Source organism: Microcystis sp. M144S2 (genome assembly GCF_020246065.1).
Classification (GTDB): Bacteria; Cyanobacteriota; Cyanobacteriia; order Cyanobacteriales; family Microcystaceae; genus Microcystis; species Microcystis ichthyoblabe_A.
Window position 1 is genome coordinate 15794 of sequence record NZ_JADBTR010000140.1, and the last position, 24525, is coordinate 40318.

Here is a 24525-nt window from a genome sequence, read left to right on the forward strand (position 1 = left end):
CTGATTATGATGACTGGTTAGTGAGCGGAACCGTTGCCATCGTAGTTATCGCTATCATAAAAACCGTTGCGGGTGCCGAAAAAGAGACAAGAGACGGTGAATACAGCCGTCAATGCCAACAAGATTAATTTGATGTCCATATAATTAGTGCAACTCCTCAGAGGGTAATATCCCCTCATACTAACTCAACTTTTTCGGTTCTTAGCAGCTAGGTTTCGGATTTGACCATGGGCGCTCACCCTCTTTTAATAATTAAACTTGCCAGTAATTTGTGATGATTTCAGCAAAAACTACTGGTAATTATCAGAAAAACTAGCATTTTTTGTCATAATATAGCAAACCTAAATGAGTTGTGAAAAGGCATCAAATCTTTTCAAATTTCCTAACTTGAAAAGATTATATTTGGCAAAAAATTGACCAATTCAGACTTGAATTGCATCACTGTCTAATCTACCTTTATAGAATACCTCATTCGGGGTACGATAGTCAAGACATTTTCGAGGACGATTGTTAATTAAGTTTACGGCTCTTTCTACCTCCTCTGGCTTAGGGATTTTCAAATTCGTTCCCTTGGGAAAAAAATTGTCTCAATAGTCCATTGGTATGCTCGTTTAATCCCCTCTCCCAAGAATGGTAAGGAGTAGCAAAATAAAAATCTACTTCTAGTTTCTGACTCAACTCTTGATGTCCACAAAATTATTTTACCTTGTCACAAGTAAAGGTTTTTCTTTGGTCAGGGGGAATCTCTTGGAAAAGTTTTTGGCTCTTCTAGGTTCTGTGTGAGCATGGTATAATGGTAACACAGAACAGGAGGTAGTTTATGGGGATAAATTTTGATCAACTCCTCGATTTACCAAATGTAACAGTGGTCAATTATCAAAAAATTGGTCAGATAATTTTCCTAAAGCTCGCTCTTTAAAATGAAACAATTGAATAGCCGAATTGCCATCAAATCTTGGACAGAATCAATCAGACAGAAATATTAGGCAGTCCAGTATATTTAGAAGTACCACAAAACTATTCAGGATTATTTATTGCTTGATTAACTTGGGTGATTTTGGTTTGAAAATATTGTTCACGATAACGGATAGCTTGGGCTAATTCCGCACCTTTTTGGAAAGCGAGCAAAGCTTGGGGATAATTTTTTCTCTCTAGATAAATTTGACCGATTTGATCGTAGGTGTTCATTAAACCGTAGTAATTATAACCCAATTCATGGACTTTAATTAATTCTTGATAGATTTGTAAAGCATAATCTACCTGTTGATAACTTTTATAAAGTTCGGCTAACTTACTTAAAGCTTCTCCTGCGGTGCCGTACTGTTGTAAAGCAAAAGCGAGAGAATAGGCTTCTTGAAAGTTTTGGCTGGCTTTATTTGCGTCTTTTAAAGCTTGATAATCTAAACCAATTTGAATTTTTAGAGCGGGAATTAACTGTATTTGCTGATTTCTGATCTGGGTTTCAGCTATTTCTTCTTTAATTTTTACTGCGTTAGCTTGTTGCAGAGATTCTCCATAAATTTCTGCTAATCTTTGCAGATATATCCCTTGAGTTAAAGAATTATTCTGCGCCTTAGAAATAGTTAATAATTCTTCGTAAACTGGAGCGGATTTTTGATAATCAAAACGGGATAAATGAATTTGACCAAGTTGATTTAAGTTTGCTTCTACTGCCAGATTATCGCCAGATTGTCTGGCATTAGCTAGGATTTTATCATAGATGATTATCGCCTCATTAAAAGCTCGTACCTGTTGATAGGATGTACCTAGTAATGCTAATAGTTCCCCGTCCATTGTCTGGTTAGTTTCTGCGGTTTGTTGCAGAGATTTTAAACGAGCAGTAATTAATTTAACATCCTCGGTTCGATCTCGATTCCAAGCTGCTAACCCCACTTTTCCCAAAGATTTGACTTCTTCTTTTGCCCCTAAATAACGATTTAATTTAATCACTTCATACCAAATAGGAAAAGCTTCCTCATTTAATCCCGCATCGTATTTAGCTTGAGCTTCAGCATCGCGTTGATCGATGTATAATAACAGTTGACTACGCTCCAAGGGAGTTAAAGGGCGATCGATTGCGGGTAATAAAGGACTTTGTAGGGGAGTTTCGAGGGGATTGGGTGCAGGGGTTTCTGTTTGTGCTAGGAGAGGAAGGGAAGTACCGATCAAACAGAGCCATAAACCGAGAGAAAAACGTAGCATAATAGATTGATAGGAGCGTAGTAGAGGGTTATATTTTGTGATCGATCGATTCTATAAGAGACTGACTGCCGAAAATTGCCGTTTGCCAATTTTGGGTTTAATTGCTAGTTTGATTGTAACCTTTAGTCTGGCTGCCTGTGGTGTCTCCCCGCAAGTTTTGGCAGAACAACGAATGTTTCTACCCCTCTCGGTCGAGTTTTTGGGAGAATATCAATTACCACAAGCGGATTATCAAGAGACAAGGGTGGGGGGATTATCGGCAATTACCTATGATCGCACCAATAACCGCTTTTATCTCCTCAGTGATGATCGTTCTCAAAAAGCTCCGGCCCGCTTTTATCGGGCTAGTTTGCAGATAAATGATGAAAAAATCGAAAAAGTGAATTTAGAGGCAGTCACGTTTCTAAAAGATGGCAAGGGAGAAACTTTTAAAAAGGGATCGATCGACCCAGAAGGTATCGCTTTTTCGCCCCGACAAACTTTGTTTATTTCCAGTGAAGGTGCGGTTAAAGAGGGAATTGCTCCTTTTATTGCTGAATTTGATTTGCAGGGACAATTAAAAGAGTCTTTGTTAATTCCTAATCGCTTTTTACCGGATGATAGCAATCAAAAAGGAATCGAGGATAATTTAGGTTTTGAATCCTTAACTTTAGGGATTACCAGCACCCTCAAAGACGATCCTTTTCGTTTGTTTACTGCCACAGAAAACGCTTTAATTCAAGATAGTCCCACGGGAAAAAGAGCAGAAAATCTCAGAGTGCGACTTCTTCATTATGTTATTGATCCGATTGGTGCGCCTGTGTTAGTATCAGAACAATTGTATGTGTTAGATGAGCCACCCAGTGGTGCGAGATACTACGGTTTAACGGAATTATTAGCTTTAGAAAAAGAGGGTTATTTTCTCAGTTTAGAGCGAACTTTTGGTTTAGAAGGTTTTGGAGCGAAACTCTTTCAGGTAGTTAATGGGAGTGCCACCGATACCTCGAAAATTGCTCGGATACCGGGAGAATTAGAAGCTTTACAGGTGCAACCCTTGCGGAAAAAATTATTACTAGATTTAGGGACTTTGGGGATTGATTTAGATAATTTGGAAGGAATGACCCTCGGTCCAAGATTAGCTGATGGTAGTCGCTCTTTGATTTTAGTCAGTGATGATAATTTTAATCCGAATCAGGTCAATCAGTTTTTACTATTTCGACTCAAGGAAAAATAAACAAGAGATGGTTAATTGCCTCACCTATCCCCTTCTGGGAGAAGGATGGGGGTGAGGACTACCAATAAGGAAAAAGGCGATAAATAGCCGGTTTAAAGACACAACGGTCGGTTAATAATCACTTTTTTCGATATCTTTGCGAATATCATTCAGGTCAATATAGCGATCGGTGGCGTTGCGTAATTCCCTAGCGATCATCCCTTCCGTAGAAACTACGGTAATATGAGTATTTTTAGAGCGCAATAGTTCGATCGCTCGTTCAAAATCGCCATCACCGCTAAATAAAATCACTCGATCGTATTGATCGACAGTATTAAACATATCGACGACAATTTCGATATCTAAATTAGCTTTCTGGGAAAAACGACCGGAACTATCATCATAATATTCTTTCAAAATTTTTGTTCTCACTGTATAACCCAAACTAATTAAAGCATCGCGAAAACCTCTTTGATCTTGGGAATCTTTTAAACCCGTGTACCAAAAGGCATTAATTAACATAATATTCGGGTCGTTGGTGAAGTAATTTAACACCTTGCGCGGGTCAAAAAACCAACCATTTTTTTGTTGAGCATAAAACATATTATTGCCATCCACAAAAATCGAAAGGCGATCTTTCGGACGGCCGCCACCATTACAATGACAAAGACCGGCTTCTGTCATACAAAATACATACCTAATTTTTTATAGAGTTTAACTATAAAATTACCTTTTAGTAATTTTACGGGGGAAAACGACTATTCTTTGAGGAATAGCGGTGATTTGAGAGCAAAAAGATAGCAACTAAAATAAAAATTAGCTTTTTTGTCTGGGAGACAAACTAGATAATAGTTTGGGAATAATTAAAAGTGATAATAGAGAGATTGTACAGTAATTAGGTCATTTTGATAATCTTTCTCGATAGATGGGTATCAACAAGGCTGGTTAGATCAGGTAGGAACACCAATCACTCCAACCTCCAGAATATAGCTTAACATTCTCGTATCCGGCTAGGGTCAGGGAAAAGATATTAACACAGGCTGTCACTCCCGAACCACAGTAGAGGATAATTTCTCGATCGCTTTGCCGCTCTTGCCAACGTTGTTTTTGCTGGGCCAGGGGTTGAGAAAAACCCTGACTATCGGTGACTTCCAACCAGGGATAATTAAGCGCCCCCTCGATGTGGCCGGCGATCGGATCGATCGGTTCCCTTTCGCCCCGATAGCGATCGCTTTCCCTGGCATCAATTAACACCACTCCCGCTTGCTCTTTTTGCCTTTTTACCTCCTCGATCGTGACTACCCAATCCTCTTGAACTTGGGGGAGAAAAGCGCCGGTTTTCGGCACAGGTATCTGATTGGAGACGGGATAACCCGCATTTAACCAATTTTGCCAACCACCATCGAGAATGCTGACTCGTTCATGGCCCAGATAACGTAATAACCACCAGAGACGACTGGCAAAGGCAAAACGGGAGGCATCGTAGGCGATGACATGAGTTTGGCCGGAAATCACCCCTAACGAGCTTAATTTAGCGGCGATCGTCGGCGGATTCGGCAAAGGATGACGGCCGCCATGACGGGCAACGGGAGCCGATAAATCGCGATCGAGGTGTAAATAGAAGGCATTTTCCATGTGATTGGCTAAATACTGTTGATAACCGAGATCGGGATCATTTAATTGAAAACGACAGTCAATAACCATCAGATCGGGGCGATCGAGATTGTTAACTAACCAACTAGGAGAAACGAGGGGCGCGATCGGATTCATGGCGGGAAAATTGTTTAATAATTAACAGACAGTTGCGCTGATCTTCGCTGCGAGTATAACTGAGTTGATCGGCGATTTTTTGGAGGATCGGCAGTCCTTGCCCATGACCAGAGAAACTATAGTCATGATAGGCGTTTTTCTCGATAAAGTCCTCTAAATCGAAGACGGAACCCCGATCCCAGATGCGAATTTCCATCTGGTGAGGGGTAATCTCAATCTCGATCTCGATCGGAATTTCGGGGGGTAGGTGTCGGTGAGCGTGACGGACTGCATTGGTAAAACCTTCGGCAAGAGCAAGCTGACACTGGAGCCAGGCTTTTTGGGGAATGCCCGCCCGTTCAAGTTGCTCAAAATATTTTAAAACGGTATCTAAGGACTTTAGATCGCTATCTACCTGAAAAGAAATCTTCACCCCCGGCTTACCTCTGCAATGCCTTACGCTAGAAGTTATACCATTTTTCCCAAACTATGACTGATGTGTTAGCTCGATTCTGGATTTAATCTTCTCTTGAGGTATAAGCAAAGTCATCTGTTAGGGGGTCGGGGGTAAGCAGTAAGATTGAGATAGTCAAGTCATAAAAAAGATGGTACGAATTCTAGTAATTGATGATGATGGAGTAATTCAAACGTTCCTAAGACGAGCTTTGCAGAAGGAATACGAGGTTTTTGTTGCCAGTGATGGGGAAGAAGGATTAAAGCAAGCGGGGCAACTAAAACCAGCGATGATTATTTGTGATTGGATGATGCCGGGGATCGATGGGTTGGAAGTTTGCCGGCAAATTAAGCTTAATCCCCAATTGTCAACGACTTTTTTTATCCTCTTAACTTCTTTGGGATCGGTGGAGGATCGGGTGAAGGGATTGGATGCAGGGGCCGATGATTTTTTATGCAAACCGATCGAAATTAATGAGTTAAAAGCGCGTGTGCGAGCGGGAATTCGTTTGCATCAATTAAGTCATGATCTGCAAGCGCAAAAACAATTACTAGAAATGGAGTTAGCGGAGGCGGCGGATTATGTGCGATCGCTGTTACCAGAACCTTTTATTTCTCGAAAACTTGCTATCGATTTTCGCTTTCTTCCTTCTCGTCGATTGGGGGGCGATGGCTTTGATTATTATTGGTTAGATAAGGATCATTTGATGTTATATCTTTTAGATGTGGCTGGCCATGGTTTGCGAGCGGCTTTACCTTCCCTTTCGGTGATTAATTTACTCCGTTCTCGTGGTTTAAGTCAGGTGAATTACTATCAACCTAATCAGGTTTTACATGGGTTAAATCAAGTTTATCAAATCAGTTCTAAGAATGATAAATATTTTACTATTTGGTACGGAATTTATGATCGGAAACAACAACAGTTAACCTATGCCAGCGCTGGTCATCCCCCGGCAGTTCTCCTGACGCACAAACCTTTTGGCCAGATGATTGAAACCAGACTGAAAGCCCCCGGGTTTCCCATCGGAATGTTTCCGGAAGCGGAATATATTAATCAGGTTAAATGCCTGAATTTACCCAGTAGCCTTTATCTTTTTAGTGATGGAATTTACGAGATCGATTGTGTTGATGGTAGGATGTGGGGACTGGAGAACTTTATTCAATCTTTGCGAAATTATCACGGTAATTATGCTAAAAATCTCGATAATTTTATTGAAAAAATTCAAGCTTTACAATTTGATGGCAATTTTAGGGATGATCTTTCGATTATGCAGGTGGATTTTCGCTGACTTAACTTCCTAAAATTTTTTGTTCTAATTCTTCTCGGTTATTAAAAATTTCAAAAACTCGATCCATATCAGTCAATTCAAATAACATTTTTATCTGCTCATTAATCGAGCATATCAATAGTTTACCCCCCGCAGAACGCACAGTTTTTAAGGATAAAACTAGCGCCCCTAAACCAGAACTATCCATAAAGGTTACATTCTGGAAATCAACGATAATAACCTCTGAACCTCCCTGCACGGCTTCGGCAATTTCTTGGCGAAATTGGCCAGCTTGGTTGGCATCTAAAATACCCGATGGTTGAATAACTTTAATTGCAGAACTCATAAAAAAAAAGGAAAAATTAAAGGTTTTCTACCCGCTCACTCATAACTGCTCGCTGAAATCTGCTGATAGCAGCGAATCTTTAACTATTTTTAACATATTAGGGTCAAGAAAAGCGCAAAATTAAAAATAGGAATTTTTGAAACTGCATGGAAAGTTACGATGTCATCCTCATCGGTGCGGGGCATAATGGTTTAGTTTGTGCCGCCTATCTCCTCAAAGCTGGTTATCGCGTCCTCCTTCTGGAACAGCGTAGCGTACCAGGAGGAGCGGCTACCACAGAAGCGGTTATCCCAGATCTGGCCCCCGATTTTAAGTTTAATCTCTGTGCGATCGATCACGAATTTATCTTTTTAGGACCAGTAATTGAGGAATTAGAGCTAAAACGCCACGGATTAGAGTATTTATTCTTCGATCCTACCGTTTTCTGTCCCCATCCCTCTGGCCAATATTTTCTTTCCTATCGCTCTCTGGAAAAAACTCACGCCGCAATTGCCCAGTTTTGTCCGCGAGATGCCGATCGCTACCTTCAGTTTATCGACTATTGGGCGCAGTTGATGAATGCGATCGGGCCTTGGTTTAACGCTCCGCCCCAAGATTTGCTCAGAATCGCCCGCAATTATAACTCTAGTGCCTTAGCTAGTGTCTGGAAAGCGATCGGCTCGAAAAAGAAACTGCTCGACTTCATCCGCACGATGATTACTTCCCCCGAAGATGTCCTCAATGAGTGGTTTGAGAGCGAATTTGTCAAAGCACCCCTGGCTCGTCTAGCGGCGGAAATTGGCGCTCCTCCCTCCCAAAAAGGTATTACCTCCGGGATGATGATGATGGCGATGCGTCATTCCCCCGGGGTGGCTCGCCCTCGTGGTGGTACAGGCGCACTAACCGAGGCTCTGGTGAAATGTGTTGTTAGTCTCGGTGGGGTAATTTTAACCGAGCAGAAAGTTAAACAGATTCTAATCGAGGAAGGAGAAGCGATCGGGGTTAGGGTGGACTCTGGGCAGGAATATCTGGCCAAAGCGGGTGTTATCTCTAATATTGACGCTAGACGAGTTTTTTTACAGTTAGTCGCTCCCGCCGATGTGGATGCCGCCGATCCAGAATTGCGAGAAAGGGTAGAACGGCGAATTGTCAATAACAATGAAACAATTCTTAAAATTGATTGCGCCCTCGCCGAAGCACCAAGGTTCGAGGCTTACGATCACAAAGAGGAGTATTTACAGGGAACGATTCTCATCGCCGATTCCGTGCGTCACGTTGAACAGGCCCACGCTTTAACGATTTTGGGGCAGATTCCCGACGAAAATCCCTCGATGTACCTAGATGTACCCACTATTCTCGATCCCTCCATGGCTCCCCAAGGTAAGCATACCCTCTGGATCGAATTTTTTGCCCCCTATCAGATTGCCGGGGCCGAGGGAACAGGATTAAACGGCACGGGATGGACGGAAGAATTAAAAAATCGCGTGGCCGATCGAGTTCTTGATAAACTGGCCGATTATGCCCCAAATCTCAAATCCGCCATTATTGCCCGTCGGGTGGAAAGTCCGGCCGAATTAGCTAATCGTTTGGGTTCCTATAAAGGTAATTACTATCATCTTGATATGACCTTAGATCAGATGATTTTCCTGCGTCCTTTGCCGGAAATAGCTAACTACAAAACCCCAATTAAAAACCTTTATTTAACTGGGGCAGGAACTCACCCCGGCGGCTCAATTTCGGGAATGCCGGGGCGCAATTGCGCTCAGGTTTTCCTGCGGGATCGAAGCACTTTTCTGCAAAGATTATTTAACTAGGTTTTGCTGAATAAATGTGAAATATGTACAAGGTAAGGGGTTTGGGGGCCTGTTTGGCGAATCAGGTGCAAGATTTTAAAGCTAGTGTCTCAAAAACCTTGCATCTTGATCGGCGATCGCGTCCTGTAGAGGCGAAGCATTCGGATAGAAAATCTACAGTTTCAGCGATAGGTTATTGCCCGAATGCTTCGCCCCTACTTTTTCAGTGTTAGGGTGATTTTCTCCTAATTGCAGTTTGCTTAAGTTTGTCGTTCATTGTTTCTTGATAAAACTAAGATTTAACTAAGACTTGCTCCAGTGGAATATGAGTCAGAAAAAATGTTTCTTCTTCCGAATCTCGCAAAGCTTCTAGATAGGCATCAATTCCTCGCGGTTGAGGCCAATTTTCAACATCTGCTAATTCTTTAAATGTTATATTAACTTTGTCCCCCTGTTGACGTGCTTTTCCCCTAAGTTGGTGGAAAGTTGATTTCAATTTACATAGACTTCCAATGGCGTAATCAAGATTAGAAAGAGAAGTCGAAATAGACTTAGGACTCTCACTCGTTGTATCTAAGTTAGCAGGGTTTTGTTTAACTTGCTCCCCTACAGGCGGCTGTAGTCAAAAATCATTAATTTGTTTACCAATATTAGTATCCCGATTAGCAAAATTAAGAATTTTTTCTAAGGCAGGAAACTGATTAATAACGTAAGGATTAGATTGATTTTCCTTAACCGCTTGTTCTGCAACCTTTTGTATTTCTGTATCTTCCAGTAAAGTCGCCATTACCTCAATGGTTTCAGGTAACAAAGCAGGATTTTGATTAGCCGATTCCAACTTTTTTAAAGTATCAGGAGACTTAGCTGCGATTAAATTTTTCAGTTTTTCAAGCGAACCATCTAAGACAATCTCCCCCACACGGGTCAATGCTCCCCCCAAAATAATCGTGACTCCTGTAGCCAATAGCGTCAAAAGTTACATGATACAACTCCTTGCTAGTAAGTTTTAGGCGTAAGGCTTACGCATCTAAGGGTTTGGGGTATTACTCTTATAATAAAGCAAAAATTGCTTCTTGGCTGACGTTTTCATCATTTATTTCGGGGTTATCGTTTCTGACTGAGAGGAAGGCGATAAGCGTTTACATTGTTACTCTATCCCTTGTAATAATTGCTCTACTGTTAACCCAATATCACTAGCAATGACCCTTAATAAAGTCGGTGAAATATCCCGTCCTTTATGAAAGGGAACCGTCGTACTGCGACCATCTTCATGGCGAAATTGTTTGTGGGAACCACGCTGACGGACTTGGACAAATCCCCGCTTTTCCAACAGGCGAATTACCTCTGATGCTTTCAGGACTGGAATTTTACTCATACTAAGCAACGGCAATTTGTTGTGTACCAATAAACTCAGTTTCCAGAGAAAGATCTTCATCCTCTAATAACATTTCAATCACCTCTTGTAAATTTTCTCGCAACTCATCTAAGGTTTCTCCTTGGGAATGCGCTCCCACAAATCCAGGAACATAACCAACATAGAGATTAGTCTCTAGATCTCTTTCGATAATTGCTGTAAATAGTTTCATAAAGTACCTCGCCTTTTAAACTCTAATCATACAGTAAAAATTGCTTCGGTGGGGTCTTGGTTGATACAGTAAAGTTAAGGCGGGTGTCACACCCTCGCCATGACATAATTATTAATAACAGGAATTTTACTCATACTAAGCACAGTTTCCTGAAGCTGTTGCCCATTTAAACTGGGTATTAGAGTGTTAGAAAATAAACTATGAAACTCGCTAAACTCACTGACCACGGTGCGCCCCTACCATTGGCGCGATAATATTATTCACCTTTTCATGTACTATGAATATATGGCAAGATTTTTGAAGGATCACAAGCGATGCAATTTCTAAGGCTCAGAGTTAAAACTGCTTGGAGAAGTAAAAAAATAAGGGGAATTATATCGCTCCTATTGCTTTTTATCTTGATGCCAATTTTTCTTTATGCCTGTTTTAGTGATCTTCCTACTCAATCATCGGAGCAACTGCAAGGAACCCTCTTGGTTTGGTATCCAGAAGAGGGCAATTTAACTGAAGTACTAGGTTTGGGTTTGCAAGAGTTTGAAAAATTAAATCCCCAGGTGACAATTCTCGAACAAGCTATTCCTATCGATGAGATACCAGAACGTTTTTTTAAACAATCTCAAAGCGGATTGGGTGCGAGTGTTATTCTAATTTTTTCGAGAAATATACCCAGATTAGTATCCCAAGGAGTACTGAAGGAAATTGACCAGAAAAATCTAGATTTATCTATTTATTATCCCCCGACGCTGAAACAAGTTAGCTATCAAGGAAAAATCTATGGCATTCCTTTAGGTTCTCGTACTAATGTACTGTGTTATAATCAAAAAAAATTACAAGTTAGTCCCGATCCGGTGCTGAAGCAACCTCCTACCAGTTTAGAGGGATTAGTGGAACGTGCGCGCAAAGGTTATTCTGTGGGGATGGTGTCCTCTTTTGAAGATACTTTTTGGGGAATGGCAATTTTTGGCGGCTATTTGTGGGATGATCAGGGTCGGCTGCAACCTCGCTTGGATGGTTGGGCAAAATGGCTAGAATGGCTAAAATTTGCCTCGTCACAGCCTAATTTTATCCTCAATCGTCAACGGGAATTACTCCATGATGCCTTTGCTAAAGGCCGCTTAACCTATTATGTGTGTAATTCTATTGAAATTGCCGATTTAAAAAACAGCCTAAAAGATGATCTCAGAGTTGCTTTACTTCCCCAAGACACTCAAGGTAAAGCAGCACCAATTCTCTATACACGGGTGATGGTATTTAATCGTAATAATAGTGATAATGAAAATAGTTTGGGATTAGCTTTAGGAAAATTTCTCTCTAATCCCGAACAACAATTGCAAGCAATCATCCAAACAGAAAGTTTTATTCCCACTAATCGACGGGTGCAGATCGAAGGAAATTTACTACCGATTGAATCGGTATTATTACAACAATCTCAAAATGCCGTGGCAGTTCCTCTGGATGATTGGGAAAAGTTGAATAAAATTTTAGAAAAAGGAGAATTTTGGTATGAAAGAGCAATCGCTGGTGAAATATCTTCCTCAGCAGCAGCCCAAAAACTGACACTTTATATTCAATCAGATCTCGATCAGGAAGTCGGGAAAATAAATTAATATGAACAACAATATCCCCTCTCTTTCGGAAATAATTGCTAACCAATTATTATTTTTAGGACGCAGAAATGTTCAAAGTCAATTAGCGATCATTTTTCTGTCTTTAATTCTTGCTTGGTTATTATCAAAATGGTTATGGTCTTACTTAGACAAAAGATTTCCTCCCGTCACCAGTTTTATCCATAGTGATAAAAATTTAACCCTCCGTCAATATTTTGCTATCCTGATACAGTTTCTTAATTTTCCAGTTATTAGTCTAATTTTACTTGACTTAAAGTATCTAATTTTTTTCAGTCAAAACTGGACAAGAGGAATGATTAATTTATCCATACAATTAATATTTTTTTATTTGATTTATCGTGGTTTATTAGCTGGATTATATGCTAGGTTTTCCGTCAATACAATTAAATATTATCATGGTCGGCTTTTAGCACCTTTATTGGTATTATTCCTCCTGAGAAATATTATTGGTGTTTACAATAATATTCAAGAAATTGCCCAAGTATCTCCCTTCAATTTATTCAATAGTCCGATCACATTGAGAAGCATATTTATTTTGATAATAGCTCCCTATTTTCTGGTAATTATTGTTATTTTTATAGAGAGTATAATTCTGAGCATTACTAATTTAAATCAGCAAGCGAGTCGCGGTGAAATTGAAGCAACTTTACTGTTAGGACGTTATTTTTTCATTGTCTTAGGTTTTATTATCATCTTGGGTTATGTGGGAGTTAATGCAACAGCAATAGCGGCAATTACTGGCGGTTTATCGGTGGGTATTGGTTTCGGTATGCAGCAAGTGGTAAGTAATTTCATTAGCGGTATTTTACTATTATTTGAAAAAGTTCTCAAACCTGGTGATATAATTAATATTGAAGGACAGACTTCTCAGGTAAAAAAGCTAGGTATCCGAGCGACAACAGTGCAAATTCTTACAGACAATTCCGAAAAAATTATTCCCAATCAAAAGTTTTTTACTGAGAATGTCACCACCTACACGGGTAGTGATAACTTGATTTATTGTTCAATTGTTATCGGAGTTGGTTATAATTCTAACGCCCAACAGGTGATGAATTTATTGCTAGACATTGCCGATCAACATCCTCACATACTTAAAAACCCGCAACCAGTAGCCTTTTTTCTTAATTTTGATCATTCTAGTTTAAACTTTGAATTAAAGTTCTGGTTGGATGATGTTAACAGGAAAAAGCGAGTCATTAGTGATATTAATTGTGCTATTCTTGATCGGTTTACTCAACAGGGTATCGAGATTCCCTTCCCGCAACAAGATATTCATATTCGTAATAATTAGCAATTTATCCCAGTCAAAAACCCTATCTGATTATTTTCATCGCCAAATATATCACTTTCACTTATTAAATTTATGTATTTATTGTTTTTTATTAATGGCTTATATCTTGACATAAAAACAACTTTAATATAATATCTACCTTAGATGTTATACTCAGAAATACTCAATAATCTAGAATCAAAATCTCCCAGATTAATCTTTGGCACTTTATCGCTTGCCCTAGCCTTAAATTTGCCTTATGGACATCACTCGTAGTCCCACTTTTACCTTTTAATTGTTGTCATCTACCCTAACTAAAAATCTCATGATTATCCCGCGTTTACAAAATCGGTTTCCCAGAAATAATTCCACCCGTCGGCTGCGAGCTTTCCTCCTAGGTCTTTTCGCTGTGGGTATGACCGCTTTACCCCTAAAAGCCGCTGAAGAAATTGAATTTGTCTATACTCCCCTCGTCTTTTCTGTATCGGTAGCATCCCTAGAAAATTTTGCTAAAGAAGGAAAAATTGATGCTAATTTAAAAAGATTTCTTGCCAGAACAACTCCCGAAGCAAGAGAGAAGTTTCGTGAGGCTTTATTAACAAAGATTGACATCGATCCTATTTTACTATCTCGTTTTTTTAATAGTGTGATGGGTGCTGATATGCTCTCCCGTTTGGGCAAAGGCATCACCATTGAAGGGGGAATTAATGGTAAATATGCCCTGCGGGGTGCGATTGTTAGTGCCGCTTTCGATCCAGGAGGATTAACCCTTTTAAATGTCCTGAAAAAATTCCCCAATAATATACAGTTACAGGGGGAAGAAATCCTCGGATTAGCTAAAACCATCGATTATGCAGTTTATGTGGCGGAAATATTTATTAAAGATATGCGCCTCTGGACAGCCGAGGAAGCCGCTGCCGTTAAACCAGCGATTAATTATGCCAGTTTACCCGATTTGCGTCAGCGCGGTAGCTTTCAGGTAAAAAAAGAAGTTTGGAACCTAATAGATAGCAGTCGCAATCGCAGTTTATATGTCAATGTTTATATCCCGCAAACTTTCCGAGAAGGCAAAACACCTGTAATTATTTTTTCCCACGGATTAGCCTCGCGGCCGGAAGATTATGCCCAAGCAATTGAACATCTAGCTTCCTACGGATTTTTAGTAGCGGCACCGCAACACCCCGGCAGTGATACCCAATACCTACAAGGAATGTTAGGGGGATATTATCGCAATATTTTTGATGGCAATGAGTTTATTAATCGACCCAAAGATATTAGCTTTGTCATCGATGAATTAGCAAGACGTAATCCTAGTCAATTTCAAGGTCAACTTGACCTCACTAATGTGGGAGTAGCGGGTCATTCCTTTGGAGGTTATACATCTCTAGCTGTTGCCGGCGCACAAATTGATTTTGATAATCTCGCCCAAGATTGTAATCTTCCTTACTCCGGTATTAATATCGCCATTGTACTGGAATGTCGCGCCCTGGAATTGCCTAGACAGGTCTATAATTTTCGTGATGAACGAGTGGCGGCTGTCTTTGCAGCTAATCCCGTTAACCGCAGTATTTTTGGGGAAAAAGGTTTAAGTAAAATCTCGATTCCTGTCCTCTTGGGTTCTGGAAGTTATGACCCGGCAGCTAATCCGATTTTTGAACAGGCCATTCCTTTTACTTGGTTAAAAACGCCGGATAAATATCTGGCCATGGTGGAGGGACAAGCTCATGTAAATTTTACGGAATTGGATGCAGGAATGCAAAAAACCCTAGAGTCTGTGGTCGATATCACTTTACCCAATCAAAATTTAATCGAGGATTATGCGGGGGCTTTATTGGTGGCTTTTTTTGAAGTTTATATTGCTGATAATGACAAGTTTCGTCCTTTTCTTCTGTCTAGTTACGCAGAATATCTCAGTCAGGGACAAAAGTTTAAATTAGACTTTATTACTGCCGCTTCTGACCAGAAATTATCTCAGTTAATTGAGAAATTGCGAGTACATCGGCAATAGACACTAATTGCCTTCAGTAGCTAATAACTGAAAAATCTCCCCACTGCCCATCTGCAAAAAAGATTCTTTTGAGTTGTATAATCTCTAAAGGATTAGCGTACTCAAGAAAAAAATTATTTCATGCTCAGAAAAATTAGACTATCATACTTTGGCTTAATTTTAGGCAGTATTTTAACGGTTATCGGGATTATCGGTTATGCCCAAGGTAACGCCACGGTCAATTTAGCGGGGTTTTTCTACGGATTACCGTTATTATTGGGAGGTTTAGCCCTAAAAGCTTCAGAAATCAAACCTATACCCTTCAGTCAACCCACTAGCCCCGAAATCTTGCAATTGCGCCAACAACAGGCTACTGTCACCCAAACCAAACTTCGCAACGATGTCACCCGCTATCGCTACGGACAGGAAGTGCATCTGGATGAAGCCCTAGAAAAGCTGGGATTAAGCCCCACGGACGAGGAAAGACCCACTTTAGTGGCAATTCGTGAAACTGCTGTTGATTCCGCCTATTGTTTCACCCTAGAATTTGAATCGCCCCTTTTACCCCTAGAAAAGTGGCTGGCAAAACAAGAAAAAATCGAAAGATACTTTGGACCAGGAATTAGAGCCGAAATTAAGCAAGTTGACGAGGAAAAAATTGATTTAGCCCTAATTACTATCCCTAACGCCTAAATGCTCACGCCTACTCAGTATGGCTTCCTAGCAATCGCTGCCGTGGCTGCCGGCTTAATTAACGCTCTTGCCGGTGGCGGTAGTCTGATTACTTTTCCGACGCTGATGGCGGTGGGTATCCCACCGGTAATGGCAAATGTGACTAATACCGTCGCTTTATGTCCCGGTTATCTGGGGGCAACCCTCGCCCAAAAAAAAGACCTGCACGGGCAACAAAAACGGATTTGGTTATTACTACCATCGGCAGTTATTGGCGGCATTATCGGTGGTATTTTGCTGTTAAATAGTAGTGATAAAGTATTTGAGCGCCTGATTCCTTTTTTGATTCTTTTAGCGGCGGCTTTATTGGCTTTTCAAGATACTTTACGCTCTTGGTTGCAGCGGCGACAGGGGGACGAAAATGGTCATATCCCAGAAATTTTGTCGGTTTTACCCATCGCTCTCGCTTCAATTTATGGTGGTTATTTTGGAGCGGGTTTAGGGGTGATTAAGTTGGCAATTTTGGGCTTATTTCTCAAGGATAATCTCACGAGATTAAATGCTTTAAAACAGTTGCTTTCTTTGGTGGTTAATGTGGCTGCATCTTGGTTTTTTCTCTTTTCTAATCACGTATATTGGTCGGCAGCGATAGTGGTAGCAATTGGCTCTTTAATTGGGGGTTTATTGGGGGGAAAACTAGCTAGAATTATCTCTCCTAGTTATCTGCGTAAGACCGTGGTAATTCTGAGTATTATTACCGCTATAGTTTATTGGCTTCGTTAACAAACCGATTTATGGCAGTTAAGCTGCCCGCGCATTTAAATTGCTTGTTGAGATCAGGCAACAGTTTAAAACCTTACCCGATGACGTTTTAACTCAATTGCCAAGAAAAGTGGGTTTTAGCTTGTCTAGAATAACCGAGTCTCTTGCTGCATTCTAGCATCGGTTAAACACACTGAAGGATTAACGGAATAGGGTGGATAATTTTGCTCGGCAAAACCTGACCAGATGTTTAGTATCGACAAAGCTGCCCTTGTCTAGCATTCACAACAGGGGGAAGAACATACCTTTCTGCGATCGCCAGCCGCAATCAGCGATCAAGCTCTCCATAACTGAGATGGAGGCGACAGTGCCGGCAAAAACTCCCTAGCCATACCGCTCTCCTCCAGATGATCTACATAAAAACTTAAGAATGATCCCCGTCTGGTGATAGACTTTTGACTGTTAAGGAAACAAACTCACTAGATAAATCATAGATCAGCTGTAGGGAGGATCATCGAGTGGAAAGTACGCTAGGGTTAGAAATTATCGAAGTGGTCGAACAGGCTGCCATTGCCTCCTCCAAGTGGATGGGTAAAGGCGAAAAAAATATCGCTGATCACGTCGCTGTGGAAGCGATGCGCGAACGGATGAATAAAATCCATATGCGCGGTCGCATCGTTATTGGAGAAGGGGAAAGAGACGAGGCTCCCATGCTCTATATTGGCGAAGAAGTGGGTATCTGTACCCAAGTTGATGCCAAACAATATTGTAATCCCGACGAATTGGTCGAAATCGATATCGCCGTCGATCCCTGCGAAGGCACTAACTTAGTTGCCTACGGTCAAAATGGTTCTATGGCCGTGTTAGCGATCTCCGAAAAAGGTGGATTATTCGCCGCTCCTGACTTTTATATGAAAAAATTAGCCGCTCCCCCAGCAGCTAAAGGTCATGTGGATATTAATAAATCGGCGACGGAAAACCTGAAAGTTCTTTCCGATTGTCTCAATCGTTCGATCGAAGAACTGGTGGTAGTGGTGATGGATCGTCCCCGTCACAAGGAATTAATCCAAGAAATCCGCAACGCCGGGGCCAGAGTTCGTCTGATCAGCGATGGTGACGTATCGGCCGCTATTTCCTGCGCTTTTTCGGGAACTAATATTCATGCTCTCATGGGTATCGGTGCCGCTCCAGAAGGGGTAATCTCGGCAGCGGCTATGCGTTGTCTAGGCGGTCACTTCCAGGGACAATTAATCTATGATCCGGAAGTGGTCAAAACCGGTTTAATCGGCGAAAGCCGCGAGGGTAATCTCGCTCGTCTGCAAGAAATGGGCATCACTAATCCCGATCGCGTTTACGGTTGCGAAGAATTAGCCAGTGGCGAAACCGTCCTCTTTGCCGCCTGTGGTATCACCCCCGGCACCCTGATGGAAGGGGTACGCTTCTTCCATGGTGGCGCTCGTACCCAAAGCTTGGTTATCTCCACCCAATCGAAAACCGCTCGCTTTGTCGATACCGTTCACCTGTTCGACCAACCCAAATACATTCAACTGAGATAATTCTCTGAGGCGGTGGGGTGGGTATGGCTCACCTCGCCCCCATTGGTAAAAATATATAAAGTTTTTTTTCAAACATCTTTTATTTGCATCCCGATTGGGACTAAATTGCAACAATTAGAGACATAACGCACTGATCTTTATCAATAATTTTTGTAGCCTGAGCAACATTTGTAGGAGAACATAAATGAATATTGCTGTAGTGGGCTTGAGTCACAAGACAGCCCCTGTGGAAATTCGTGAAAAATTGAGTATCCCGGAAGCGAAAATCGAGTCCGCTCTTACCCACCTCAAGGGTTATCCCCACATCCAAGAGGTGGCGATTATCAGTACCTGTAACCGTTTGGAAATCTACGCCGTGGTTACGGATACGGAAAAGGGCGTGGTGGAAATTACCCAGTTTCTCGCTGAAATCGGACATATTCCCCTTAATGTCCTGCGTCGTTATCTGTTTACCCTACTGCATCAGGATGCTGTGCGTCATCTGCTCCGGGTGTCGGCCGGTTTAGAAAGTCTTGTCCTCGGGGAAGGGCAAATTCTCGCTCAAGTTAAAAATACCCATAAATTAGCTCAAAAGTACAATACTATTAGCCAATTACTCGATCGCCTGTTTAAACAAGCGATGACTGCCGGTAAGCGCGTCCGCACGGAAACCAGCATCGGCACGGGAGCCGTATCGATCAGTTCGGCGGCGGTGGAGTTAGCCCATGCTAAGGTGGCAGACCTCAGCGGCAAGAAAATCGCTATTATCGGGGCAGGGAAAATGTCCCGATTATTAGTTACTCACCTTCTGGCTAAGGGTTCTCAGCAAATTGCGATCGTCAATCGCTCCCAAAGACGGGCCCAGGAGTTGGCCTGTGAATTTCCTAACGTACCAATCCAACTATATGGCTTAGAAGAGATGATGACTACGGTAGCGGCATCGGATATCGTCTTTACCAGTACCGGAGCCACGGAACCAATTTTAACTAAAAATTTATTGACAGAAGTGACGATTACTGCTAACTCGCTGATGTTAATCGATATTTCTGTTCCCCGCAACGTTCACACCGACGTGAAGGAATTGGCACAAGTGCAAGCTTTTAACGTCGATGATCTCAAGGCGGTGGTTGCCGCCAATCAGGAAAGTCGCCGTCAGATGGCCAGGGAAGCAGAGGCACTCCTAGAGCAGGAAGTGGAAGCTTTCGAGCTTTGGTGGCGTTCTTTGGACACTGTACCGACAATTAGCTGTTTAAGAAGCAAAATTGAAGATATTCGCGAACAGGAATTAGAAAAGGCCCTCTCCCGTCTGGGGACGGAATTCGCCGAAAAACACCAAGAAGTTATCGAAGCAATGACCCGCGGTATCGTCAATAAAATCCTTCACGAACCCATGGTACAACTGCGGGCCCAACAGGATATCGAAGCGCGTAAGCGCTGTTTACAATCCCTGCAAATGCTCTTTAATCTCAGTGTCGGAGAAGAATATAGTTAGGGGCCGACAATTGACAAAAATTAAGGGCGATTCTATTGGTCTGTTAAGATGATTTTGAGGGATTGGGAGCCGATAATTTGGCCCGATTCCCCTATCCACAATTTCAAGATTGACAGACCAATAGTCTTTTGGCTGTAGAAATGCGGTAATTATGCCAATATTGAGGGGGTGTTTAACTGATGGAAGTGGGATAGAGGAGGGTGTGGAACCGCAGGGAGCGATATGATTGATGGTTAGTCCAGAAATTTTTAGAGAGAATGAAGACCTTAGAAGAAACTATTGCACAGGCTATGGATTGCCAAGATAAGTCAATCTTACCTTTTCTTCCATATATTTTACAGGACTTCTGGGAAATAGGCTCTTCTGCAAATTCTATTCTTAAAATTGTCAAAGCACATACAAATAATTATTCTGAATTAAATGTACTGGATCTAGGCTGCGGCAAAGGTGCAGTCTCGATAAAATTGTCAATTGAACTGGATTGCTACTGTCTTGGAATCGATGCAATACCAGAATTTATTGAAATCGCTAATAAAAAAGCTAGAGAAGAAGCAATTACTTCAAGGTGTAAATTTATTTCAGGAGACGCACGAGAAATAATCAATACATTAAACCAATTCAATGTGATTATTCTCGGCTCGATCAGTTCTGTATTTGGAAATTATTTTCAAACTATGACTATCTTAAAAAAAAATCTGACAAAAGATGGTCTAATTATTTTAGACGATGGATATTTTGAAGATGATCAACCCTATAAGCATGACTTTATAATCAAAAAAAGTATGCTGTTAAACCAGATAGAAAAAGCTGGCATGAAATTAATAAAAGAATATACAGAAACTGAAATAAATCAAAATGATGAGTATGAAATGCAGTTTAATTATCTTAGGCAAAGATGCCAAGAATTAGCGGTACAATATCCAGACAAAAAATATTTATTTGATCATTATATTGAAAAACAAAGAGCCGAGTATAACAATCTAGAAAATATAATTACTTGTGCAACAATGGTAATTCAAAATAAATAATTTTGGACTAACATCACCTTCAGTCTGACCCCGCATCATCAGTTGATTGCGATGCCGAAGGCACTGCCAAAAACTCGATGACCGGTTCGAGAGGGCGGGACTCGGCTAAAGTAGAACGGGGGTGCTGAATCGTTTGTATTCTTTCAGGTTAACTCCCCCTCCTTTTCTGATACCGAACTGAGGTTAATTATCATCGGTCAAGCGTCAAAACATCTAGGCTTTTCCTTGATCCCAGTAATGTAAACTTTGATTAAGAGAAAGACTTCTAGCTCCGATCCGATGTTATATTAATAATTGAAGCTAAAGAAAAAAGCTTCCCTGACAGATCGACTGGCAAGGTTATAAGGTCAAGTTCACAAAGGAGTAAACCCTGTTAAAGTTACATTCTGTCTCGATAACGACGATAACAGCGATCGACCTGAACACTCATATTTCCTAAAGTAGAGAACAAGGGAGTTAGGCAATTGGAACTAGAGTTCAATGCTTCTCCAACCAGTCTCAAGTTGTGAGGGGAAATACCTGAGAATCGGTAAACTGATCGCTGTTATTGTTTGTCAACACAAGTAATTGATAATTGCAGTCGCTCTCCTTTGATGAGATAATAGAAAGTCTTCTGTTCAAAAGGATATCGATAGGATGCGACTCTCTCAACAGCTTTTTGTCACCCTCCGGGAAGACCCGGCCGAGGCGGAAATCCCCAGTCATAAATGCTTAGTCCGTGCCGGTTACATTCGTCGCATTGGCAGCGGCATTTACGCCTATTTACCCCTGATGTGGCGGGTTTTACAGAAAGTCTCCCAGATAGTCCGGGAAGAAATGAATAAAGCCGGCGCCCAAGAATGTTTACTTCCCCAACTGCAACCGGCGGAACTCTGGCAAGAATCAGGCCGTTGGGACACCTACACAAAAGCAGAAGGGATTATGTTTGCCCTGACAGACCGACAAAACCGGGAGTTAGGATTAGGACCGACTCACGAAGAAGTAATTACTGCCGTCGCTCGTGATTTAATTCGTTCCTATCGACAATTACCAGTTAATTTATATCAGATTCAAACTAAATTTCGCGATGAAATTCGCCCTCGTTTTGGTTTAATGCGGGGGCGGGAATTTATTATGAAAGATGCCTATTCTTTCAATCTCGACGAGGAATGTTTAAAGAAAACCTATCAAGCGATGGATATAGCTTACCGCAATATTTTCCGCCGTTGTGGGTTAGCTTTTCGGGCAGTAGAAGCGGATTCTGGAGCGATTGGCGGTTCCGCATCCCAAGAATTTATGGTCTTAGCTGATGCCGGAGAAGATGAGGTTTTATTTACCGCCGATGAAAAGTATGCGGCTAATGTGGAAAAAGCCGTTTCTTTGCCAGCAGATAAAGTGGCTTCTCCCTTTAAAAAGTTGGCTAAAAAAGAGACTCCTAACACCAACACTATCGAAAGTTTAGCTCAATTTCTCGATTGTTCTGCCACCGCTATCGTCAAAAATGTTCTCTACGAAGTGGTTTATGATAGCGGCATAACTGTTTTAGTTTTACTGCATATTCGCGGTGATCAAGAGGTTAATGAAGTTAAACTACAAAATGAATTAGTTAGACAGGCAGGCCGTTACAATGCTAAAACAATTTTGGCTTTAAAAATACCCGATGCTGCCGCTCAACAGAAATGGGCAACTAAACCTTTACCTTTAGGTTATATTGCTCCCGACTTAGAAGATAATTTACTCAAAAAATCCAGCGATATAGCTCCTAAGTTTTTACGCATAGCAGACAACACGGTGACAGACTTAGAAAACTTTATCACTGGTGCTAATGAAACCGGGTTTCATGTAGTGGGAGCCAATTGGGGTCAAGATTTTATCTTACCGGAATTAATCGTCGATCTACGCAAAGCCCGGGTAGGCGATCGAGCTATTCATGATCCTAATCAAACCTTGCAAAGTGCCAGAGGAATTGAAGTCGGTCATATCTTCCAATTGGGCTATAAATATTCTCAAGCCATGAATGCTTTTTATACTAATGAAGCGGGAGAATCTACCCCCATTTGTATGGGTTGTTATGGTATAGGAGTATCGCGTTTAGCCCAGGCAGCCGTAGAACAATCCTACGATAAAGATGGCATTATTTGGCCCGTAGCTATTGCCCCCTATCAAGCGATTGTGGTTATTCCTAATTTAGCCGATGCCGAGCAGGTAAAAACCGCTGAAAGTTTATACAATGAGTTAAATCAAGCGGGCATTGAAACCCTTTTAGATGACCGGAATGAACGTGCAGGTGTTAAGTTCAAAGATGCGGATTTAATTGGGATTCCCTATCGCATTGTCACGGGTAAATCTCTCAAATCGGGTAAGGTGGAATTAGTCGAAAGAGCCAGTAAAAAAGCGTCAGAAGTAGCAATTAATGAGGTGGTTTCCTATTTAAAAACTGCTATTTCAAAGGTAAATGCTTCTGATTAAGTGATTAAATATACAGATAATTTTGCCTGTTTATGGTTATGATGATCGAATATGAGTCGGGAAACCTCCTGTTATAAAGGGCATCTCAAAAGCTATTGACAATTGGCCAATTTTGTGATCCGCGTGGGCATTTCAAGTGATACCAGTCAATCAGAATAGTTACGAACTCGACCTATTTGGTAGATTGTTGCTTAACAATTGAGATGGCAAATTCTACTCAAATATGCCTGAATTGCCCTCTGGGTAGGCAACCCAGATAAAGTTCATTTTGTCAAGGACTGTTAGGATGCGCTTACCCTGTTTGCTAGAGTGGGAGCATTCCATTTGAGATAATAATTTTTTTCAGGTAATAGGGTGGCCGCTTCTAAGGGAAATGGGCCCCTTTAATACGACCATAATATCAATATCTGAGTCCTCATTAGCGTTACCCCGCGCTTGTGAACCAAAAAGGATGAGTTTTACTAACCGTTTTCCATAAAACTTTGCTAATTCTTGGCGAAATTCTTGTAGTATAGGCATTAGGATTTGTAATTGAGCCATGATTTTATTACTTAGAAATTATTTTTTGTAATAAATTGTATTGATGGATGTCACTTATTCACTATTTTATCGGATTTTTGCGATTGCGTAGGGAGTGTGGAAAGATGGGGAGGAATGCGATCGCCAATGAAATGTGGATGGGTCATTCATTCGACGGCTCATAGCGTTCTAAACTTTTAATAAAATCATCGTTTTTCTTCTCGCCATGCTGCTTGACGGATAGATTCAGGGGTGATATTTCTGTTTTCCCACAATCCTGCCAGGGCAAAGAAGTCTTGCTCGTTATCAGATAATGTTGTTTGATCTTCGATGATTTCTACGGAGTCAACAAAATCTAAAGCAGTTAAAATTTTAGAGAGTGTTTCTGCTTTTTCTTGGTCACGAATGTGTACGATTAGTTGTTTCATGGTAGTTTATTTTGTATTGATTTGGTATTAATGATCATTGTCTAATTCCTGACAGGGGGACAAGAAGGCTGAAATCCATATAGCATAAGCTTTTCATGGTTTTAGCTCGAAAAAGTTCGCCGCACCATCTCTCACTTATTAATAATAATTCCTAGTAAGCTCGCTCCTATCCCTAATTCTTTCGTTAG

At 41.2% G+C, this 24525-nt stretch carries 23 protein-coding genes and 3 pseudogenes; 13 read left to right on the forward strand and 13 right to left on the reverse strand.

What is annotated here, in order from left to right:
• Positions 1 to 17 precede the first annotated feature (17 nt).
• A complete protein-coding gene (locus tag IM462_RS16155) occupies positions 18 to 140 on the reverse strand; it encodes a DUF8629 family protein (protein ID WP_002737208.1) in 123 nt (40 codons plus the stop codon).
• Between the two features lie 282 nt (positions 141 to 422).
• Positions 423 to 765: pseudogene (locus tag IM462_RS16160) on the reverse strand (IS30 family transposase); the annotation flags it as partial.
• A gap of 55 nt (positions 766 to 820) precedes the next feature.
• Between IM462_RS16160 and IM462_RS16165 the strand changes: the two are divergent.
• Positions 821 to 1015: pseudogene (locus tag IM462_RS16165) on the forward strand (ISL3 family transposase); the annotation flags it as partial.
• Positions 1016 to 1017: 2 nt separating this feature from the next.
• Here the strand turns inward: IM462_RS16165 and IM462_RS16170 are convergent.
• The gene (locus IM462_RS16170) at positions 1018 to 2202 is read right to left on the reverse strand and encodes a tetratricopeptide repeat protein (protein WP_287701255.1); all 1185 of its coding nucleotides are present in this window, start codon (positions 2200 to 2202) and stop codon (positions 1018 to 1020) included.
• Between the two features lie 37 nt (positions 2203 to 2239).
• Here IM462_RS16170 and IM462_RS16175 point away from each other — a divergent pair, with 37 nt between their 5' ends.
• Positions 2240 to 3415 (forward strand): esterase-like activity of phytase family protein, encoded by a 1176-nt coding sequence (locus IM462_RS16175; protein WP_287701257.1) that lies wholly within the window; start codon positions 2240 to 2242, stop codon positions 3413 to 3415.
• Positions 3416 to 3526: 111 nt separating this feature from the next.
• On the opposite strand, the gene IM462_RS16180 is transcribed toward IM462_RS16175, so the two are convergent.
• From IM462_RS16180 to IM462_RS16190, 3 genes are all read right to left on the reverse strand, one after another.
• On the reverse strand, positions 3527 to 4078 hold the full coding sequence (locus IM462_RS16180) for a LabA-like NYN domain-containing protein (RefSeq protein WP_002764933.1): 552 nt from the start codon (positions 4076 to 4078) through the stop codon (positions 3527 to 3529).
• A 261-nt stretch (positions 4079 to 4339) separates the two neighbouring features.
• Positions 4340 to 5164: a sulfurtransferase gene (locus tag IM462_RS16185; RefSeq protein WP_287701259.1), complete on the reverse strand. Its 825-nt coding sequence runs from the start codon at positions 5162 to 5164 to the stop codon at positions 4340 to 4342.
• Positions 5133 to 5576, reverse strand: a complete 444-nt coding sequence (locus IM462_RS16190; protein ID WP_287701261.1) for an ATP-binding protein — start codon at positions 5574 to 5576, stop codon at positions 5133 to 5135. Before IM462_RS16190 ends, IM462_RS16185 begins: the two co-directional genes overlap by 32 nt.
• Positions 5577 to 5748: 172 nt before the next feature.
• Here IM462_RS16190 and IM462_RS16195 point away from each other — a divergent pair, with 172 nt between their 5' ends.
• Positions 5749 to 6885 carry a SpoIIE family protein phosphatase gene (locus IM462_RS16195; RefSeq protein WP_287701263.1) on the forward strand — a complete coding sequence of 379 codons (1137 nt, stop codon included), beginning with the start codon at positions 5749 to 5751 and terminating at the stop codon, positions 6883 to 6885.
• Between the two features lies 1 nt (position 6886).
• On the opposite strand, the gene IM462_RS16200 is transcribed toward IM462_RS16195, so the two are convergent.
• Entirely contained in the window at positions 6887 to 7210 is a 324-nt protein-coding gene (locus tag IM462_RS16200; protein ID WP_287701265.1) for an STAS domain-containing protein, read from the reverse strand.
• 146 nt (positions 7211 to 7356) lie between these two features.
• On the opposite strand from IM462_RS16200, the gene crtO reads away from it, so the two are divergent.
• Positions 7357 to 9003, forward strand: a complete 1647-nt coding sequence (crtO, locus tag IM462_RS16205; protein ID WP_287701267.1) for a beta-carotene ketolase CrtO — start codon at positions 7357 to 7359, stop codon at positions 9001 to 9003.
• Between the two features lie 271 nt (positions 9004 to 9274).
• On the opposite strand, the gene IM462_RS16210 is transcribed toward crtO, so the two are convergent.
• The 4 genes from IM462_RS16210 to IM462_RS16225 all read right to left on the reverse strand — a co-directional run bounded on the left by IM462_RS16210 (position 9275) and on the right by IM462_RS16225 (position 10568).
• Complete coding sequence (locus tag IM462_RS16210; RefSeq protein ID WP_287701269.1) at positions 9275 to 9478, reverse strand: hypothetical protein; 204 nt, start codon at positions 9476 to 9478, stop codon at positions 9275 to 9277.
• A gap of 126 nt (positions 9479 to 9604) precedes the next feature.
• Positions 9605 to 9955: a hypothetical protein gene (locus IM462_RS16215; protein ID WP_287715389.1), complete on the reverse strand. Its 351-nt coding sequence runs from the start codon at positions 9953 to 9955 to the stop codon at positions 9605 to 9607.
• 174 nt (positions 9956 to 10129) lie between these two features.
• Entirely contained in the window at positions 10130 to 10357 is a 228-nt protein-coding gene (locus IM462_RS16220; protein ID WP_287701273.1) for a type II toxin-antitoxin system HicA family toxin, read from the reverse strand.
• A gap of 1 nt (position 10358) precedes the next feature.
• On the reverse strand, positions 10359 to 10568 hold the full coding sequence (locus IM462_RS16225) for a type II toxin-antitoxin system HicB family antitoxin (protein WP_287701275.1): 210 nt from the start codon (positions 10566 to 10568) through the stop codon (positions 10359 to 10361).
• 314 nt (positions 10569 to 10882) lie between these two features.
• On the opposite strand from IM462_RS16225, the gene IM462_RS16230 reads away from it, so the two are divergent.
• The 9 genes from IM462_RS16230 to IM462_RS16270 all read left to right on the forward strand — a co-directional run bounded on the left by IM462_RS16230 (position 10883) and on the right by IM462_RS16270 (position 23390).
• A complete protein-coding gene (locus tag IM462_RS16230; protein WP_287701277.1) occupies positions 10883 to 12175 on the forward strand; it encodes a sugar ABC transporter substrate-binding protein in 1293 nt (430 codons plus the stop codon).
• Between the two features lies 1 nt (position 12176).
• Positions 12177 to 13487 carry a mechanosensitive ion channel family protein gene (locus tag IM462_RS16235; protein ID WP_287701279.1) on the forward strand — a complete coding sequence of 437 codons (1311 nt, stop codon included), beginning with the start codon at positions 12177 to 12179 and terminating at the stop codon, positions 13485 to 13487.
• Positions 13488 to 13791: 304 nt separating this feature from the next.
• Positions 13792 to 15474, forward strand: coding sequence for an alpha/beta hydrolase (locus IM462_RS16240; RefSeq protein WP_287701281.1), 1683 nt, complete (start codon positions 13792 to 13794; stop codon positions 15472 to 15474).
• A gap of 120 nt (positions 15475 to 15594) precedes the next feature.
• Positions 15595 to 16146 (forward strand): DUF2854 domain-containing protein, encoded by a 552-nt coding sequence (locus IM462_RS16245; protein WP_287656717.1) that lies wholly within the window; start codon positions 15595 to 15597, stop codon positions 16144 to 16146.
• Complete coding sequence (locus IM462_RS16250; RefSeq protein ID WP_287701283.1) at positions 16147 to 16908, forward strand: sulfite exporter TauE/SafE family protein; 762 nt, start codon at positions 16147 to 16149, stop codon at positions 16906 to 16908.
• 497 nt (positions 16909 to 17405) lie between these two features.
• Positions 17406 to 18443: a class II fructose-bisphosphatase gene (glpX, locus tag IM462_RS16255; RefSeq protein WP_002756310.1), complete on the forward strand. Its 1038-nt coding sequence runs from the start codon at positions 17406 to 17408 to the stop codon at positions 18441 to 18443.
• A 184-nt stretch (positions 18444 to 18627) separates the two neighbouring features.
• Entirely contained in the window at positions 18628 to 19914 is a 1287-nt protein-coding gene (locus IM462_RS16260) for a glutamyl-tRNA reductase (RefSeq protein WP_287701284.1), read from the forward strand.
• Between the two features lie 257 nt (positions 19915 to 20171).
• Positions 20172 to 20942, forward strand: a complete 771-nt coding sequence (locus IM462_RS16265; RefSeq protein ID WP_287701285.1) for a class I SAM-dependent methyltransferase — start codon at positions 20172 to 20174, stop codon at positions 20940 to 20942.
• Between the two features lie 636 nt (positions 20943 to 21578).
• On the forward strand, positions 21579 to 23390 hold the full coding sequence (locus IM462_RS16270) for a proline--tRNA ligase (protein ID WP_287701287.1): 1812 nt from the start codon (positions 21579 to 21581) through the stop codon (positions 23388 to 23390).
• A 369-nt stretch (positions 23391 to 23759) separates the two neighbouring features.
• Here IM462_RS16270 and IM462_RS16275 read toward each other — a convergent pair.
• A pseudogene (locus tag IM462_RS16275) lies at positions 23760 to 23930 on the reverse strand (nucleotidyltransferase domain-containing protein); the annotation flags it as partial.
• Between the two features lie 185 nt (positions 23931 to 24115).
• Entirely contained in the window at positions 24116 to 24337 is a 222-nt protein-coding gene (locus IM462_RS16280; RefSeq protein WP_012267989.1) for a hypothetical protein, read from the reverse strand.
• Positions 24338 to 24525: the final 188 nt, after the last annotated feature.

Bases quoted from the DNA above. Each gene is read 5' to 3' on its own strand.
- IM462_RS16155 (WP_002737208.1), bottom strand. From the start codon at position 140: ATGGACATCAAATTAATCTTGTTGGCATTGACGGCTGTATTCACCGTC.
- IM462_RS16170 (WP_287701255.1), bottom strand. From the start codon at position 2,202: ATGCTACGTTTTTCTCTCGGTTTATGGCTCTGTTTGATCGGTACTTCC.
- IM462_RS16180 (WP_002764933.1), bottom strand. From the start codon at position 4,078: ATGACAGAAGCCGGTCTTTGTCATTGTAATGGTGGCGGCCGTCCGAAA.
- IM462_RS16185 (WP_287701259.1), bottom strand. From the start codon at position 5,164: ATGAATCCGATCGCGCCCCTCGTTTCTCCTAGTTGGTTAGTTAACAAT.
- IM462_RS16195 (WP_287701263.1), top strand. From the start codon at position 5,749: ATGGTACGAATTCTAGTAATTGATGATGATGGAGTAATTCAAACGTTC.
- IM462_RS16200 (WP_287701265.1), bottom strand. From the start codon at position 7,210: ATGAGTTCTGCAATTAAAGTTATTCAACCATCGGGTATTTTAGATGCC.
- crtO (WP_287701267.1), top strand. From the start codon at position 7,357: ATGGAAAGTTACGATGTCATCCTCATCGGTGCGGGGCATAATGGTTTA.
- IM462_RS16220 (WP_287701273.1), bottom strand. From the start codon at position 10,357: ATGAGTAAAATTCCAGTCCTGAAAGCATCAGAGGTAATTCGCCTGTTG.
- IM462_RS16225 (WP_287701275.1), bottom strand. From the start codon at position 10,568: ATGAAACTATTTACAGCAATTATCGAAAGAGATCTAGAGACTAATCTC.
- IM462_RS16230 (WP_287701277.1), top strand. From the start codon at position 10,883: ATGCAATTTCTAAGGCTCAGAGTTAAAACTGCTTGGAGAAGTAAAAAA.
- IM462_RS16235 (WP_287701279.1), top strand. From the start codon at position 12,177: ATGAACAACAATATCCCCTCTCTTTCGGAAATAATTGCTAACCAATTA.
- IM462_RS16240 (WP_287701281.1), top strand. From the start codon at position 13,792: ATGATTATCCCGCGTTTACAAAATCGGTTTCCCAGAAATAATTCCACC.
- IM462_RS16245 (WP_287656717.1), top strand. From the start codon at position 15,595: ATGCTCAGAAAAATTAGACTATCATACTTTGGCTTAATTTTAGGCAGT.
- IM462_RS16250 (WP_287701283.1), top strand. From the start codon at position 16,147: ATGCTCACGCCTACTCAGTATGGCTTCCTAGCAATCGCTGCCGTGGCT.
- IM462_RS16260 (WP_287701284.1), top strand. From the start codon at position 18,628: ATGAATATTGCTGTAGTGGGCTTGAGTCACAAGACAGCCCCTGTGGAA.
- IM462_RS16265 (WP_287701285.1), top strand. From the start codon at position 20,172: ATGAAGACCTTAGAAGAAACTATTGCACAGGCTATGGATTGCCAAGAT.
- IM462_RS16270 (WP_287701287.1), top strand. From the start codon at position 21,579: ATGCGACTCTCTCAACAGCTTTTTGTCACCCTCCGGGAAGACCCGGCC.
- IM462_RS16280 (WP_012267989.1), bottom strand. From the start codon at position 24,337: ATGAAACAACTAATCGTACACATTCGTGACCAAGAAAAAGCAGAAACA.